This is a genomic window from Streptomyces sp. MNU89, assembly GCF_020982505.1.
In the GTDB taxonomy this organism is placed as follows: Bacteria; Actinomycetota; Actinomycetes; order Streptomycetales; family Streptomycetaceae; genus Streptomyces; species Streptomyces xinghaiensis.
Window position 1 is genome coordinate 2,833,734 of sequence record NZ_JAJKLL010000001.1, and the last position, 14,808, is coordinate 2,848,541.

At 72.7% G+C, this 14,808-nt stretch carries 11 protein-coding genes; 4 read left to right on the forward strand and 7 right to left on the reverse strand.

Translation table 11 applies throughout. From position 1 onward, the window contains the following. Positions 1 to 235: 235 nt before the first annotated feature. The 4 genes from E4N63_RS12100 to E4N63_RS12115 all read right to left on the reverse strand — a co-directional run bounded on the left by E4N63_RS12100 (position 236) and on the right by E4N63_RS12115 (position 5,531). On the reverse strand, positions 236 to 1,258 hold the full coding sequence (locus E4N63_RS12100) for a hypothetical protein (protein ID WP_185831242.1): 1,023 nt from the start codon (positions 1,256 to 1,258) through the stop codon (positions 236 to 238). Between the two features lie 226 nt (positions 1,259 to 1,484). Continuing rightward, the gene (locus E4N63_RS12105) at positions 1,485 to 2,411 is read right to left on the reverse strand and encodes an N-acetylneuraminate synthase family protein (RefSeq protein WP_125624485.1); all 927 of its coding nucleotides are present in this window, start codon (positions 2,409 to 2,411) and stop codon (positions 1,485 to 1,487) included. 274 nt (positions 2,412 to 2,685) lie between these two features. Next, on the reverse strand, positions 2,686 to 3,993 hold the full coding sequence (locus E4N63_RS12110; RefSeq protein WP_125626426.1) for an acylneuraminate cytidylyltransferase: 1,308 nt from the start codon (positions 3,991 to 3,993) through the stop codon (positions 2,686 to 2,688). A 146-nt stretch (positions 3,994 to 4,139) separates the two neighbouring features. Further along, complete coding sequence (locus E4N63_RS12115; RefSeq protein ID WP_125626427.1) at positions 4,140 to 5,531, reverse strand: DUF6716 putative glycosyltransferase; 1,392 nt, start codon at positions 5,529 to 5,531, stop codon at positions 4,140 to 4,142. Positions 5,532 to 5,718: 187 nt separating this feature from the next. Here E4N63_RS12115 and E4N63_RS12120 point away from each other — a divergent pair, with 187 nt between their 5' ends. Genes E4N63_RS12120 through E4N63_RS12130 form a run of 3 tightly spaced genes read left to right on the forward strand, consistent with a single transcriptional unit; the run spans position 5,719 to position 9,507 of the window. Beyond that, entirely contained in the window at positions 5,719 to 6,702 is a 984-nt protein-coding gene (locus tag E4N63_RS12120; protein ID WP_230240629.1) for a glycosyltransferase family 2 protein, read from the forward strand. Next, positions 6,702 to 8,234: an alpha-2,8-polysialyltransferase family protein gene (locus E4N63_RS12125; protein ID WP_230240630.1), complete on the forward strand. Its 1,533-nt coding sequence runs from the start codon at positions 6,702 to 6,704 to the stop codon at positions 8,232 to 8,234. The genes E4N63_RS12120 and E4N63_RS12125 overlap by 1 nt, the downstream gene beginning before the upstream one ends. A gap of 10 nt (positions 8,235 to 8,244) precedes the next feature. After that, a complete protein-coding gene (locus E4N63_RS12130) occupies positions 8,245 to 9,507 on the forward strand; it encodes an acyltransferase family protein (RefSeq protein WP_374112746.1) in 1,263 nt (420 codons plus the stop codon). Positions 9,508 to 10,800: 1,293 nt separating this feature from the next. Here the strand turns inward: E4N63_RS12130 and E4N63_RS12135 are convergent. From E4N63_RS12135 to E4N63_RS12145, 3 genes are all read right to left on the reverse strand, one after another. Beyond that, positions 10,801 to 12,174: an HNH endonuclease signature motif containing protein gene (locus E4N63_RS12135; protein ID WP_230240631.1), complete on the reverse strand. Its 1,374-nt coding sequence runs from the start codon at positions 12,172 to 12,174 to the stop codon at positions 10,801 to 10,803. 960 nt (positions 12,175 to 13,134) lie between these two features. Then, complete coding sequence (locus E4N63_RS12140) at positions 13,135 to 13,383, reverse strand: glutaredoxin domain-containing protein (protein WP_308188682.1); 249 nt, start codon at positions 13,381 to 13,383, stop codon at positions 13,135 to 13,137. 101 nt (positions 13,384 to 13,484) lie between these two features. Next, complete coding sequence (locus E4N63_RS12145; RefSeq protein WP_125625768.1) at positions 13,485 to 13,763, reverse strand: helix-turn-helix domain-containing protein; 279 nt, start codon at positions 13,761 to 13,763, stop codon at positions 13,485 to 13,487. A gap of 128 nt (positions 13,764 to 13,891) precedes the next feature. Here E4N63_RS12145 and map point away from each other — a divergent pair, with 128 nt between their 5' ends. Continuing rightward, positions 13,892 to 14,659 (forward strand): type I methionyl aminopeptidase, encoded by a 768-nt coding sequence (gene map, locus E4N63_RS12150; protein ID WP_230242452.1) that lies wholly within the window; start codon positions 13,892 to 13,894, stop codon positions 14,657 to 14,659. Positions 14,660 to 14,808 lie beyond the last annotated feature (149 nt).

The following is a 14,808-nucleotide window of genomic DNA, read 5'->3' on the forward strand; positions in this document are numbered from 1 at the left end:
TGGTTCACCCTGTGCAGGGTACGGCCGTTGGACCTGCCGTCGCCTGTCGATCAGTAAAAGTTCAACCCGTCAGGGGAAGAAAAAACGGGTCCGCGCCGCATAACCGCAGCATCTGGGGGGTAGCCAGCTTTGATAGCCGTCTGCGGCCGCTGCCCGGCATGTGAGACCGCACGGGTGAGCCGGTGGCCGGAGGGGAGCCGGCCGGGTGACCGGGCACCGTTCCCGCCGCCCCAGCTCACTGCCCCCCTGACGGAGCCGAGCTCAGCCGGTGCACATCGCGGGCCGTCCCCGTGACCACCGCGAGAAACCCCTCCGCCCGGGGCGAGGCGCTTTCCGTCAGCCACCCGGGGTCGATGTCACAGGCCGACACCCGCACCCCCGTGCCCGCGAGCGCGAGCGGCAGCGTGTGCAGCACCGTGGAGGGAAAGCTGACGACGCTGCGCCCGATGGGGCCCCGGCGCGCGATCAGCTCCAGCGGCAGCTCGGGCCGGACGATCTCCAGCCCCGCCTCGTCCGCCAGCCGGTGGAGTTTCTCCGTGCTCTCCCTGCGGTGGGCGAAGTACCGGGTGGCGCCGTGCTCGCGGGCCAGGGCGGTGACGGCGCGGATGTAGTGCTCCGTGTCGACCACACCGGTCTCGGCGAGGTTCGTGCCGACCAGGTCGGCGCCCCGGGTGAGCGCGGGCGGCCCGAAGCGGTGGCGCGTCCAGGCGAAGTCGTTGGTGCCGAGGGTGATGCCGTCCGGCACCTCGACGGGCATCGAGCTGAACACCTCGACGGACCGCCCGGCGCGCGGGGTGAGCCGCCGGCGGGCGGCGGCCGAGACGGGCGCGTACACGGCGTCGCGCATCCCCCCGATGCCGCCCCTGCCGCTGCGGTGCCAGCGCACCAGGCGTTCCCCGCGGGCCAGTTGGGCGACGAACTCCATGGTGGCCGTGCCGTCGTCCACGACGACGATCTCCGGCGCGCCGGTGAGCGTCAGCAGCAGTTGCACATAGCGCGAGAACGGATCGCCGATGACGACCCGGCGTGCGCGCCGGAGAGCGCCGGAGAGCGACCCCACGGTGCGCAGGGGGGCCGACGCGCCGCCGCGCGCGTCCTCCCAGCGCACGCCCACCCCTTCCTCGCGGGCGAGTTCGGCCATCCGCCGCAGCTGACCGCGGGTCATGGGGTCGTTGTTGGACAGCACCACGACGGTGACCCCGGCCGGCCCCCCGGCGCCCCGGCCGAGGTACGCGTGCAGCCACTCCAGGACGTTCAGGAGCTGGACGGGGCTTTCGACGAAGGCGAGCGTGTCCCCGCTGCCGGGCCCGTCCGGCTCCGTGGCGGCGCGCCGGGCGGCCCGGCGGCGGAGCGCGCGGGGGCGCTCCGCCGCCGGGTCCGGCCGGCCGTCACGGGCGCCGCTGCCGCCGCCCGTCACGCCGTCCGCCGCCCCGTCCGTCCCCCCGTCCGTACGGGATCTGCTCACCGCGGCTGACCTCCCGGTCTCAGACCGTCGCGGGCTCGCGGTCGGCGCCCTCGGCGACGACCCCGGCGACCCGGCGCAGCTTCTTCATGGGGCCGAGCTCGCTCTCGTAGACCTTCTTGACGCCGTCACCGAGCGCCTCCTCCACGACGCGGATGTCGCGGACCAGGCGCTGCAGGCCCTGCGGCTCGACGGAAGCGGCCTGGTCGGAGCCCCACATGGCGCGGTCGAGGGTGATGTGGCGCTCGACGAAGGCGGCGCCGAGGGCGACGGCGGCGAGGGTGGTCTGCAGACCGGTCTCGTGGCCGGAGTAGCCGATCGGCACGTTCGGGTACTCGGCCTGCAGCGTGTTGATCACGCGCAGGTTGAGCTCCTCGGCCTTCGCCGGGTAGGTGCTGGTGGCGTGGCAGAGCAGGATGTTGTCGCTGCCGAGCACCTCCACCGCGTGCCGGATCTGCTTCGGGGTGGACATGCCCGTCGAGAGGATGACGGTGCGGCCGGTGGCACGCATGGCGCGCAGCAGGTCGTCGTCGGTCAGCGAGGCGGAGGCCACCTTGTAGCAGGGGACGTCGAACTTCTCCAGGAAGGCGACGGACTCCTCGTCCCACGGGGAGGCGAACCAGGCGATGCCGCGCTTCTTGCAGTGCTCGTCGATCTGCCGGTAGCCGTCCTCGTCGAACTCGACGCGGTGCCGGTAGTCGATGTACGTCATGCGGCCCCAGGGGGTGTCGCGCTCGATCTCCCACTGGTCGCGCGGGGTGCAGACCTCGGGGGTCCGCTTCTGGAACTTGACGGCGTCGCAGCCGGCGTCGGCGGCGGCGTCGATCAGCGCGAAGGCGTTGTCCAGGTCACCGTTGTGGTTGATGCCGATCTCGCCGGTGATGTACACGGGCTGGCCCGGTCCGGCGAGACGGTCACCGAGGGTGCGAAGACGGGACGTGGTGCTCATCAGGAAGATCCTCTTTTTCGGGGTTCGCGGGGTTCGCGGCGTTTCGGGGTGCTCCGGAACGTTGGGAGTTCCGGGGTGCGGGCCCCGGGCGGGCGACCGTCCGGGCCGGTCGGACCGGGTCGGATCGGGTCTGCGGGGACGTGCTGTCGGGTCGGTTCGGGTGGTGGGGCTGTGCGGGTGGGGCGGGGTGGAGCGGGTGGCCGGTGCGGGGCTCCGGGGCGGTCGGTGCGGGCGGTGGTCGGGGGCGGGCGTCGGGAGCCGGTGTCGTGTGCGGTCAGAGCGAGGGGCCGAGGACCCATCCGGCGATCTCGCGGATCGCGCCGTCGCCGCCGCGGGTGGTCGTCACCGCGCGGGCGGCGCCGCGGACGATGTCGTGGGCGTCGGCGACGGCCACGGGCCAGCCGACGAGGCCGAAGCAGGGCAGGTCGTTCACGTCGTTGCCGACGTAGAGCACGCGTTCGGGCGCGATGCCCTCCTCCTCGCACCACTGCTTGAGCGCGAGGTCCTTCCGGTCGATGCCGTGGAGCACGGGAACCCGGAGCTTGCGGGCCCGGGCGGCGACGACCGGGTTCTGCTCCGTGGACAGGATCAGCACCTTCAGTCCGCCGGCGCGGCGGAGCGCTGCGATGCCGAGGCCGTCGCCGCGGTGCACGGCGACCATCTCCCGTCCGTCGGAGTCGACGTACACCCTGTCGTCGGTCTGGGTGCCGTCGAAGTCGAGTACCACCGCGTCGACGTCGTCGCGGGTGGGGAGCGCCCGGGGCCGGGTCGCCGCGTCCCCGCCGGAGCCCGAGGGGGCGTCCAGCAGCGGCGCGAGAGCGCGGGCGCGGGCCAGGTCGTGCGGGTCGTCGATCTCCAGGACCCGGGCCGGGTCGGTGCGCACGGGCACGGTACGGCCGAAGAAGCGGTGGCCCGCCTCGCGGAAGCCCGCGGCGTCCATGGCGTACGCGGCACCGGTCTCCAGGAAGTCCTGGGGGCGGTCCTGGCGGCGCGGGCGGTACGCCTTGTCGTGGTTGACGCCCACGCCGTCGACACCGGCCGTGCCGCCGGCGCCGTCAACTCCCCCATCGCTCGCGGCACTTCCCGTCTCGCGCCAGACGAAGCCGTGGAACGGCGCGACGGTCAGCGCGCTGTCGGCGCCGTCCTCGGCCACCGCCGCGGCCACCCCGTCGATGTCCGAGCGGAGCAGGAACGGGCTGGTGCACTGCACCAGCAGGACGACGTCCGTGCTGCCACCGTGCCGGGCCTCGTGGGCGTCCATGGCGTGCAGCACGGCGGCCTCGCTGGTGGCGGTGTCCCCCGCTATGCCGGCCGGGCGGCGCACCACCTCGGCCCCGGCGCCGAGTGCCGCCGCGGCGATGGCGTCGTCGTCGGTGGAGACGACGACGTCCGTGACGAGCCGGCTCGCCAGGCACTCCCGGACGGCGCGCACGACCAGCGGCACGCCCCCGACCGGTGCGAGGTTCTTGGCGGGCACGCCCTTCGACCCGCCCCGTGCGGGGATGACGGCCAGTACGGACCGCTGGTCCTTCCCGGGGCGGCTCGCGGACCGGCCCGCGGCCTCTGTTCCGGCCTGCGGCATGGTGGCTCCTTCGGAGGGCCCTGGGGCCCCGGTCTGCCCGCTCCGGTGCGGCGGCTGCCGCCGTTCCCCGGGAGCGGATACGGGTGGGGGTGCGGGCTCGGACGGCGTGGACGGGGTCGGGCCGGCGGCCGCGTCCCGGCGGCCGCTCACAGCTCCCCCAGCCGTCGGATGACAGGCGCCACGCGCTGCACTCCGTGGCGGTAGGCGCCGCGCGCCGCATCCCGTACGGCACCCCGGACGACGTGCCGGACCCCGCGGGCGGCCGTGTCCTCGCCGGCGCCGGAGCCGGTCGGCTCGCCGCGGACGTCCAGGCCGTAGCGCGCGAGGATGCCGGGCAGGTATCCGGGTGCGGTGAAAGTGGTGTAGTACGGCGCGATGGGCGGCAGGGCGGGCCCGGCCAGCAGCTCGGCGATCCGCTCACGGGCGGCGTCGAAGGCGTGTTCGTAGTGGCCGTCGGCGGCCACCCCCTGCCGCGCGAGCCAGGAGCGGTCCGGCTCCGGCCGGTGCCCGGCGTCGAGTTCGTCCCAGGAGGCCAGGCAGCCGGAGCCCAGGAAGTGGTGGTTGCCGAGCGCCTCGCGGATGCCGAGATCGGTGAGGACGGCCGTCGGGATCCCCCGGTGCAGGGACTCCAGGGCGGCGGTGGAGCTGACCGTGACCAGCAGGTCCGTGCGGTCCAGCACCTCGCCCATGTGCCCGTAGACCAGGCGGCAGTTGGCGGGCAGGCCGCCCGGCAGCCTGGCCACCAGCTTCTGGTACGGCAGTTCCTCGATGTGCGTGGTGTGCTCGCCGGGCTTGCTGCGCAGCTTGATCAGCACCTCGCGGTCCGGGTGCAGCCGCGCGTGCCCGGCGGCCCGGCGCAGCAGGTAGTCGCGGCCCGCGCGGTTGTCCGGTACGGAGGGCTGGACGGCGAAGCACACGGTGTGGGGACGCTCCCCCGCGGCCGGCTCCCGGTAGGGCTCGCCGCCGAGGAACGGGAGGGCCGCCTCGACGACGCTCCGCGTACCGGCGCGCACACCGGCGTAGACGGCGCGGAAACGTTCCGCGTCGTGCCGGGAGTTGGCGAGGACCACATCGGCGCCGTGGCGCAGCAGCAGGCCGTCGGCCAGCTTCTCGTAGACGACACCCACATAGCCGGTGACCACGACGGGGCGCCTGCGGGGCGGCTCCCCCGTGGCGCCGCCGTCCGCCGCACAGCCGTCCGTCCCACCACCGTCCGCCGCACCGCCGGCCGTGGCACGGGCCAGACCGTGCAGCATCGCCTGGACGGCGCCGCCGACGCACGCCAGGACGACCACGTCGTACGGCTCACGGGTGACCGCGCGGAGGAACCCGGCGGTGGTCACCTCGCGGAGGGAGTCCGCGCGGACTCCCACCTCGTCGAGCTGACGGGCGGTCGGCGTGGCTCGTCCGCGCAGGAGAAAACCGTCGAGCCGGTGTTCCGGCGCGATGCGGTGCGCGGTGAGCGCGCCCCATTTCCATCGCGTATCGGAATCGGCGAGTACGGCGACCCGCGGACGATGACTGGTACTGGCTGGCACATCGAAAACGCTAGGAAGCCTTTTCGTTTCCCGGCCCAACGCCATCTCAACAAAGGGTTAACAAGAAGTCGCCGGAAGGCGAATTGGCCTGCGCATAAGTCGAGTTAACCGTTCCGCCATGCTTCGTTCACCAGAATTCCCACTCCTGGACAAGACGAATGACCGGCCTCCGCCTAACGTCGCCCGAGTGGTCAAGCTCTCCGTCATCGTGCCCTTTTACAACGTCCAGACGTTCGCACCCGACGCGCTCAGAAGTCTGCACGCCAACGCACGGCAGGATTTCGAATTCATCCTCGTCGACGACTGCTCGACGGATGGAACACCGGAAATCCTGGCCCGCGCCGAGCGTGAACTCCCGGGCGCCGTGGTGCTCCGGCACGAGAAGAACAGCGGGCTCGCGACCGCACGCAACACCGGCATCGACGCGGCCCGCGGCGAGTACCTGACCTTTCTCGACGGCGACGACTGGCTCGCCCCCGGCCACTACGGCGAACTCGTCGCCGCCATCGAGGACCTCGGCTGCGACTTCGTCCGCACCGACCACGTGGAGAACACCGGCCGGAGCCGCTCGCTCCGCCGGGTACCGCACGGTCCGCGCCAGGTCGTCATGAACCCGCGCGACGCGATCCTGCCCCCGGAGCGCTCCACCTCCGTGGACTACGCCTACGCGTGGGCGGGCATCTACCACCGGCGGCTCGCGGACAACGGCGTACTGCGCTTCCTGGACGGTCTGCGCACCGCCGAGGACCGGCCGTGGATCTGGCGGCTGCACCGGGAGGCGGAGTCCTTCGCGGTCGTCGGCCTGCACGGCGTCTTCTACCGGCGCGGCGTCGCCTCGTCCCTGACCCAGATCGGGGACGTACGGCAGCTCGACTTCATTCGTGCGCTGGACCAGGTCGTCGAGGAGACCTCACGGGACCCGGACGCCGACCGGCTGCTCCCCAAGGCGGTACGGACGTACTGCGCGATCATCGCCCACCATCTCGGCAACATGGAGAGGTTTGAACCGGCCGTGGCACGTAAGTTGCGCTCGATGAGCGCCGCAGCCCTGCGGCGCATGCCGCAGGACGTCCTCAAGGACGCCCTCGACTCGATGGACCTGCGGCGCGGCTCGCGGCTCCGGCGGCTGCGCCGGCGGGCCGCCCTCTCCAGCCCGGAGGTGGCGGCCTGATGCCCGGCCCAGCCGACCGCGACACCGAGCGCGACACCAACCGCGTCGAGACCCCGGGTGGCGCCGACGCCGGTCCCGGACCGGGAGCCGGCCGCGGCCGCACGCAGATCTTCGTCGCCTCCACCCTCTACGGCGCCGCGACACTCGCCGCCGCGCTCGACGCGGGCTGCTTCCGGCCGAGCGGCCGCCGGCTGCTGCTCGTCAGCAACAACGCCGCCACACCGGAGACCGCGCCCCCGCTCGACACCATGCCCGGCTTCCGCCCCCTGCGGTCCCGCTTCGACCGGGTGCTGTCCTGGAACGACACCATCAGCCCCTACCACCCCAGTGGCTGGGCCCCGCGCCCCGACGACGTACCGCTGTGGGAGCGGCAGCTGCGGCTGCTGTGGGAGCTGGGCGACGACGACGTGGAGGTCGTGGTCGAGTCGATCCAGGTGAACCCCGCGCTGGCGCTGGCACAACTGTTCCCCGACGCCGCCGTCGACGTGTACGCCGACGGGCTGATGAGCTACGGACCCACCCGCAACAAGATCGACGCGCTCGTCGGCACCCGCATCCGCCGGCTGCTCCACCTGGACCTGGTGCCGGGCCTGCGACCGCTGCTGCTCACCGAGTTCGGCGTCGAACAGCGGATCATCCCCACCGCGGCCTTCACCTCCGTACTCGCCGAGGTGACCGCCGCCGTGGACGACGACGTACTGGGCGTAAGCGCCTCCCGCGCCTCCACCGGTGCGGCCTCCTCCGGTAACGCTTCCGGCGGGAGGGCCGGGGCGGCCGACGCGCCGGCCCTGCTGCTGGGGCAGTACCTCTCCGCGCTCGGCATCCTCACCGCCGAGGAAGAGGAACGGCTCCATGTGCGGATGCTGCGGGGGGTGGCCGCGCTCGGCCACCACCACGTCGTCTTCAAACCGCACCCCACCGCGCCCGCGCGCTGGTCGCGGATGCTGGAGAAGGAAGCCGGTGAACTCGGCCTCGAACTCACCGTCCTGGACACCCCGGTGCTCGCCGAGGTGCTCTACGAGCGCATGCGGCCCGCGCTCGTCGTCGGCTGCTTCTCCACCGCGCTGCTGACGGCCGCCGCCTTCTACCGGCTGCCGGTCGCCCGTACGGGGACGGAACTGCTGCTGGAGCGGCTCAGCCCGTACCAGAACAGCAACCGGGTGCCCGTCACCATCGTCGACGCCCTGCTGCCCGACCTGGATGCCGACAGCGCCGTACTCCGCGGTGCCACCACGCCCGCGCTGCTGCGCTCGGGTGAACAACTGACCGATCTGGTGACGGCCGTCGGCTACGCCATGCAGGCACAGCTCCATCCCGGGCTGAGGCCGGCGGCGGAACGCTATCTCCGCGACCACCTGGACGGTTACACCTGGCGCTACTTCAAGCGCCGCCGCCTGACCTCGCTCGGACTGCCCGGCGCGGTCCCGTCACAGCTCGCCTTCCTGCCGCGCAACCCGGCGGTCCGGCGAGCCGTCCGGCGAGCGCGAACGGTGCAGCGCCGGATCGCCAGCAAGCGGGGCGGAGCCCGATGACGGGGTTCCCGTGACGGGCGCCGGCAGCGACACTGTGCGGGCGGCGCCGCCGCTGACCGCGGCATCATCCGCGGCGGCGGCGCCGAGTGCACCGGGCAGATCCGACGCCCCGAGCACGTCGGCCCGGCCGGGCACCCCGGACGCCTCCTCCCGTGAGGCCGCGCTGCCCGGCGCGGGGCTGGAGGGCAGCGGGGCCGGCGCGCGCGGACGGCCGCAGCCCCGGCTGCGCGCCCTGGACGGACTGCGGCTCGTCGCCGCCCTGATGGTCGCCTGCTACCACTACGGCGGACGGGACGGCGACATCGGCAGGGCCTGGGGCACCTCACCCGCCGACCAGTTCCCCACCGCCTCACAGGGCTTCGCGTACGGCAGTCTGGGCGTGCAGATCTTCTTCGTCATCAGCGGCTTCGTGATCTGCATGAGCGGCTGGGGGCGCCCGCTGCGCTCCTTCTTCGCCTCCCGCGTCGCCCGGCTCTACCCGGCCTACTGGGTGGCGGTCGTGCTCGTCACCCTGGTCTTCGCGCTGCCATGGGTGGCGTACGACGCCGTCCCGCCCAGTGACGCACTGGTCAACATGACGATGCTGCAGGAGTCGGTGGGTGCCGAACGGGTCCTGGGCGTGGACTGGACTCTCTGGGTGGAGCTGCGGTTCTACGTCCTCTTCGCGCTGTTCGTGGTGGTGCCCGGCGCGACGAGAGGGCGCGTCCTGGTGTTCTGCGCCGCCTGGACGCTGGCGGCGGCGATGGCCGAGGCGAGCGGGGAACCGCTGCCGGCCGTCGTCCTGATGCCGGAGCACTCCGCCTTCTTCATCGGCGGCATCGGGCTGTTCCTGCTGTACCGGGACCGGCACGACGCGGTCGCCTGGGGTGTCGTGGGCATCAGCTGGCTGATCGGCCAGAAGTACGCCGTGGACAACCTCTGGCACCCCGCGGACGTGCCGGCCTTCTCGTACCGGTCGTCGCTGGTCGTCATCCTGATCGTCACGGCCGGCTTCGTGGCGGTCGGTCTCGTCGCGCTGGGACACCTCCGCTGGGCGAACTGGAGATGGCTCACCGTCGCGGGCGCGCTGACCTATCCGTTCTATCTGGTGCACGAACACCTGGGCTGGGTCACGGTCCAGTTGCTGCACCGGACGTGGGGGGTGCCGTCAGCCGTGACGTTCGCCGGAACGCTCACCGGGATGCTGATGCTGGCGTGGCTGCTGCACCGCTGGGTGGAACGGCCGTTGACGCCGTGGATGCGGCGGATGCTGGCGGACACGCGCCACGGGTAGGGGCACCGGTACGGCCGCAGGAAGCCACAGGCCAGGGGCGGCGACGGGAGACGCGAGACGGTCCGGACGGCTGCGAGCCGGAGAGCAGCCGCGCGGGGCACCTGCCATCGCGAGGGCGATGGGCCTACAGGACGAACGGGCCGTGAGGCACTGGGGCACTGGGGCCATCAACCGAGGGGCGAAGGCCGACGGGCGAAGGCCGACGGGCGACGAGCGATGGGGTCTGCTGCACGGTTTGGTGACAGTGGGGTTTATGCCGCGAGGGTCGTGGCGGGGTTCATGGTGGTCTCGAACTCGATGGGGGTCAATCGGCCCAGCCGTGGCTGTCGGCGGCGTCGGTGGTGGCTGACGGGCCAACAGACCTTGGGTTTGCCGTTCTCACTTGGTCGCGTTTATGGCCGACGCGGGGGCAGGGGCGGCACGGCCGGCAGTCCCGGTGCGGGGCGGCAGTCCCGGTGCGGGGCGGCACCGGGGATCCGGGAGAGCGAGCGGCCGCACAGGCGATTCGCCGGTTGCCCGGTGTCGACTGCCGGTCAGCAACTGCCGGTCAGGGACCGAGTCCTGCCGGGCCCTGCCGGGTGCCGGTCACGGGCTGGAGGCAAGGTCACGGAGATTGCCCGGCAAGGCCACCCCTCTCAGGGACCGATCCGGCTAACGATCCGGAGACCGGTCACGGTCGGGGCGCCGGACGGGGACAGTGCGGTGGCGTCGGAAGGGGACAGTGCGGTGGCGTCGGATGCGTCGCGGGCTGTCCGGTGCCGTGCAGGTTGGGCTTACGGCGCCGGGTGGGCGGCGCGATGGTAGTGACCGGTGCGTCGCGGGCCGGCGGGTGTTGTTCTGGTGGGGGTTACGGCATCCGTGCTGGGGGTGGGCCGGTGGTCGGTCGTCTATCCGGTGCCGTGCGCGCCCGGGGTCGTCTTGAAAAGCGATGGCGTGGCTGGTGCCGGTGGGTGGTTGAGGGGGCACACGCGCGCCTGAGTTCTTCGGCTTTCCCGTTCGTCGTGGCGGGCTGTCGGTGGTGACGGTCGTGGCGGGTGACGGCGTGGCGGGCTCGGTTCTCTCCCCTTGCCGGTAGCCGGTAGCCGGTCGGTGAGGGCTGGGAGCAACTCGTACCCGTGGATGCCGAGGTGCCTGCCGTCGCCGGTGCGCATGGACGCCGAGGTGTGCGTGTGGCCGCTGTTAGGTATTGCCCGCCCGATGGTTACCCGGGGTGGGTTCGGGTTTAGGGCAGGAGTGTGGGCCCCTCCGCGTGGCGGCGGAGGGGCTGGCGCCGGTAGCTGCCGGGGGCGGGGGCTACGTGATGTGGGTGGGGGTGTGGGGTGGGTTGGTGTAGGTGTGGCCCGTCGGCGCGGTCCAAGTGACTTCGCCGGTGTCCGGGTTGCGTTCGGCCTGCCAGCGGGTGCGGTGTTTCAACAGGTGGTGGCGTCGGCACAGCGGCATCAGATTGCCCGGCTCCGTCGCCCCGCCCGCCGTTGGATTCTCGTGGTCGAAGGGCTGGATGTGGTCGAGGTCGCAGCGGTGGGCGGGCATCTGGCAGGAGGGGAAGGTGCAGGTCATATCGCGGGCGATGACGTGGCGTTCGGTTTCGGCGGTGGGGTGGTAGGTGGTCGGGTCGGTCTTGACCAGCAGGCCGGTCTTCGGGTGGGTGATCAGACGGCGCCAGATCGTGCCCGGAGCGAAAGCCACCTCCCGCGCCGCGGTGGCGCTGACCGGGCCGTAGCCCTTGAGCTGTCCGGGCTCCTCATCCACCCCGATCAACGTGTCGAGGGAGACCGTCACCTGCACCATCGCCGCCGAGCGGCCGCCCGGGGTTGTGCCTCCGGCGGGGGTGTCCGTCCCGGTGGGGCGGTTGACGACCAGGTCATACAGGGCATCCACCCGCTTCTGATTCAGGGTGCGCCCGTCCTCGGTGAACGTGGCAGCATGCGCGTCGACGGCCGCGTCCAGCTGCGCGGCCTGCGGGGCGGGGAGGAACGCGGTCCAGGTGGCCATACCGTCCTCGGCGGCCCGGTGCCAGATCGTCCGGTCCTCCCGCCGCCGGCGATGCCGCCGCTCGGCCCCCTGCGGATCAGCCTTCAGCACCGCACGGTTCAGCGCGCGCCGGGTCTGGCCGACGGACTGGGTGGGCATCTTGGGCGCGACCATCGCCTCCACCCTCGCGGCGGCCTCGGGGTCGAGGGTGCCAGTCACCTCGGCCACCGCCTTCGCCTGCAGATAGCAGATCTCCCCGCGCTCCAACAGGCTGACGGTGGTGGGGAAGCGCCCCTCCAGGGCCGTGGCGACCGCCAGGCGGTCCGCGGCCGTGTTCCCCGACAGCTTCAACGCACAGGCCACATCCTCACAGGCGAAGTTCCAGTCATAGTCCACCCAGCCGATCTCATTCGGCGTCGCGTCCAGCGCATCGGCCTCGATATCGGCCAGCAGACCAACCTGCTGGGCCTGGATCCACGCCACATGCCGCTCCCAGGCCTTCAGGGCATCGATCCGCCCAGTGGTGGAGAGCTGCTCGCGCTCCAGCAGACCGAGCATCGCCGCCGTCTGCGGCCCCGGGGTGGCCGACGCCAGATGCGCGGCCCACTCATCCGCCGTCACCGGCTGTTCCGGCACCCCGACGGTGTCCCCGGTCGCGGCCGTGTCGTCGTGGTCGAGCAGCGTGGCCTGCATCATGTCCCCCGTCCGGATCACACGCGTGAACTCCCGCCCTCACGAAGCGAGTTCATACCCCCCATTTTCCGTCACGGACGGTGATGAATCCAGGTCCAGAGCATGGAACCACCCGAACGAGTGATCGAAAGCGGACCCGGGAACTCCACCCATGGCCCACACCAAACACCAGCAACGCCACCCACGACCGCCACCACGACCGAGGGCCCGCCACGGCAGCGGCAGAGCCGAGGGACAGGGCACGCGCGCCCGGGCGGCGCCTCCTCAGCCGGGTGTCATCACCGTGAGCGACCGCCCCCGGCCATAGCTTGCCCACCCGGAAGAGCCACCGCCCAGACCCCGACCCCAGCGGCAGCCGACACCCCGCAGCAGCCACGACAGCCGGACACCACCGCCACCACCGACAGCCCGCCACGACGAACGGGAAAGCCGAGAAGCTCAGGCACGCGTGTGCCCCCTCAACCACCCACCGGCACCAGCCACGCCACCGCTTTTCCCAACGACCCCGGGCGCGCACGGCACCGGATAGACGACCGACCACCGGCCCACCCCAGCACGGATGCCGTAACACCCACCAAAACGACACCCGCCGCCCGCGACGCACCCGCCACCACCACCGCGCCGCCCACCCGGCGCCGTAACCCCAGCCCGCCACCGGGCCGCAGCTCACCCTCGGCCGCGCCCGCGACCCGCCACTCGCCGACCCGCCACTCGTCCGACCCGCCGACCCGCCGACCGCCGACCGCCGACCGCCGACCGCCGACCGCCCCCAACCGCGTCGAAGGCCCGGCCGTTCCCGGCCCGCGCCACGAACCGACGGACCCGCCGCCGACCCGCCGACCCGCCGATCCACCGACCGGCCGTGTGCCAACCGCGCACCGGCCTCGGACCGACCTCGCGCCAACCGCGCGCCCACCTCGCACCGGCGGGCGCGTCAGCCGCGAGCCCGCCGGTCGGGCCCGTCTACGCCAGCAAGTGCGGGGCGTACGTCTCGACGGTCTGCATCAACTGCCGCTTCGACGGGTTGATCAGTGGATGGCCTGCCACGGTCACCGTTGGCACGGTTTCGTTCCCGTTCGCCACCGAGCGGACGAAGGCCGCGGCTTCCTCGTCCCGCCAGATGTTCACCTCGGTGTACCGGAGCCGCGCGAAGCGCAGGCGCAAGCGCAGCTTCATGCAGTACGGGCAGCCCGGCCGCCAGTAGACGACCACGCCCTAGCCCGCTCTCTCGCCCACTCCCTGATCCACACCCTCGCCCACTCCCTCGCCCGCTCCCTGATCCACGCCCTCACCCTCACTTTCACCCTGCCGCCTCATGCGGACAACGCCCGTTCCTGCTCACTGCCCGCGTCCTCCGCGCAGGACGCGGCCAACTCGTCAAGGGACAGTCCCAGCACTCCGGCCAGTGCCGCCACCGTGAAGAAGGCGGGCGTCGGGGCCCGGCCGGTCTCGATCTTGCGCAGCGTCTCCGCCGAGACTCCGGCCGCCGCGGCGACCTCCACCATGCTGCGGTCGCCACGGGCCCGGCGCAGCAACGCGCCGAACCGTTCACCGCGCTGCCATTCCCACGGACTCAGAGGAGTTCTCACCATGCCGTGATACTAATACCGGTATAAGAATTGGACGACGGCGCCGTGTCGTGCCATGCCGCGCACACCCTTACGGGTGCGCTCGGCCGTACGACCGGTGCCGACGGCGTGGAGACGGAGTGTCGCAGGACATGGTGGAGATCAAGACCGATACGGCGCTGGAAGCGATGCGGGAGGCCGGGCGCGTCGTGGCCCACGCGCTCGCCGCCGCCCGGGAAGCGGCGGGCGTGGGGGTGTCACTGCGCGAACTCGACGAGGCGGCCCGCGCCGTGCTGTCCGAAGCCGGGGCCCGCTCACCCTTCCTCGGCTACCGGCCGTCCTTCGCGCCCACCCCGTTTCCGGCGGTGATCTGCACCTCCGTCAACGACGCCGTCGTCCACGGAATCCCAACCGATGACCGGCTCCGGGACGGTGATCTGGTGAGTGTCGACTGCGGCGCGGAGCTGGACGGCTGGACGGGGGATGCCGCCATCAGCTTCACCGTCGGCGCGCCCCGGCCGGCCGATCTGGAGCTGATCCGGGCCGCCGAGGAAGCGCTCGCCGCGGGGATCGCCGCCGCGGTCCCCGGCCAGCGGATCGGCGACATCTCGCACGCCATCCAGTCCGTCGCGCTGGCGGCCCGCTGCGGTATGCCCCGGGACTTCGGCGGACACGGCATCGGCCGGCGCATGCACGAGGACCCGCACGTCCCCAACCGCGGCCGTCCCGGACGGGGTTTCCCGCTGCGCCACGGCCTGGTGCTGGCCCTGGAGCCGATGTTCATGGCGGGCGGGGGCGACGACTACCGGACCGAACCGGACGGCTGGACGCTGTCCACCACGGACGGCAGCCGGGCGGCCCATGTCGAGCACACCGTCGCGATCACGGAGGACGGCCCCCGCGTCCTGACCGTGCCCTGACGCCGACCCGGCTCCGCCCTCGGCCTTCCGCGCACCCCCTCGGCACACCACGGCGCCGCGCGCCGCGCGCCATACCGTCGGGCGCCCCGGTGGCCTGTTCGGCCGCGGGGCTGCTCTCCTCCCGGGTCGGCCGAAGGTCGGGTCCGCAC

Bases quoted from the DNA above. Each gene is read 5' to 3' on its own strand.
- E4N63_RS12105 (WP_125624485.1), bottom strand. From the start codon at position 2,411: ATGAGCACCACGTCCCGTCTTCGCACCCTCGGTGACCGTCTCGCCGGA.
- E4N63_RS12145 (WP_125625768.1), bottom strand. From the start codon at position 13,763: ATGGTGAGAACTCCTCTGAGTCCGTGGGAATGGCAGCGCGGTGAACGG.
- E4N63_RS12110 (WP_125626426.1), bottom strand. From the start codon at position 3,993: ATGCCGCAGGCCGGAACAGAGGCCGCGGGCCGGTCCGCGAGCCGCCCC.
- E4N63_RS12135 (WP_230240631.1), bottom strand. From the start codon at position 12,174: ATGATGCAGGCCACGCTGCTCGACCACGACGACACGGCCGCGACCGGG.
- E4N63_RS12125 (WP_230240630.1), top strand. From the start codon at position 6,702: ATGCCCGGCCCAGCCGACCGCGACACCGAGCGCGACACCAACCGCGTC.
- map (WP_230242452.1), top strand. From the start codon at position 13,892: ATGGTGGAGATCAAGACCGATACGGCGCTGGAAGCGATGCGGGAGGCC.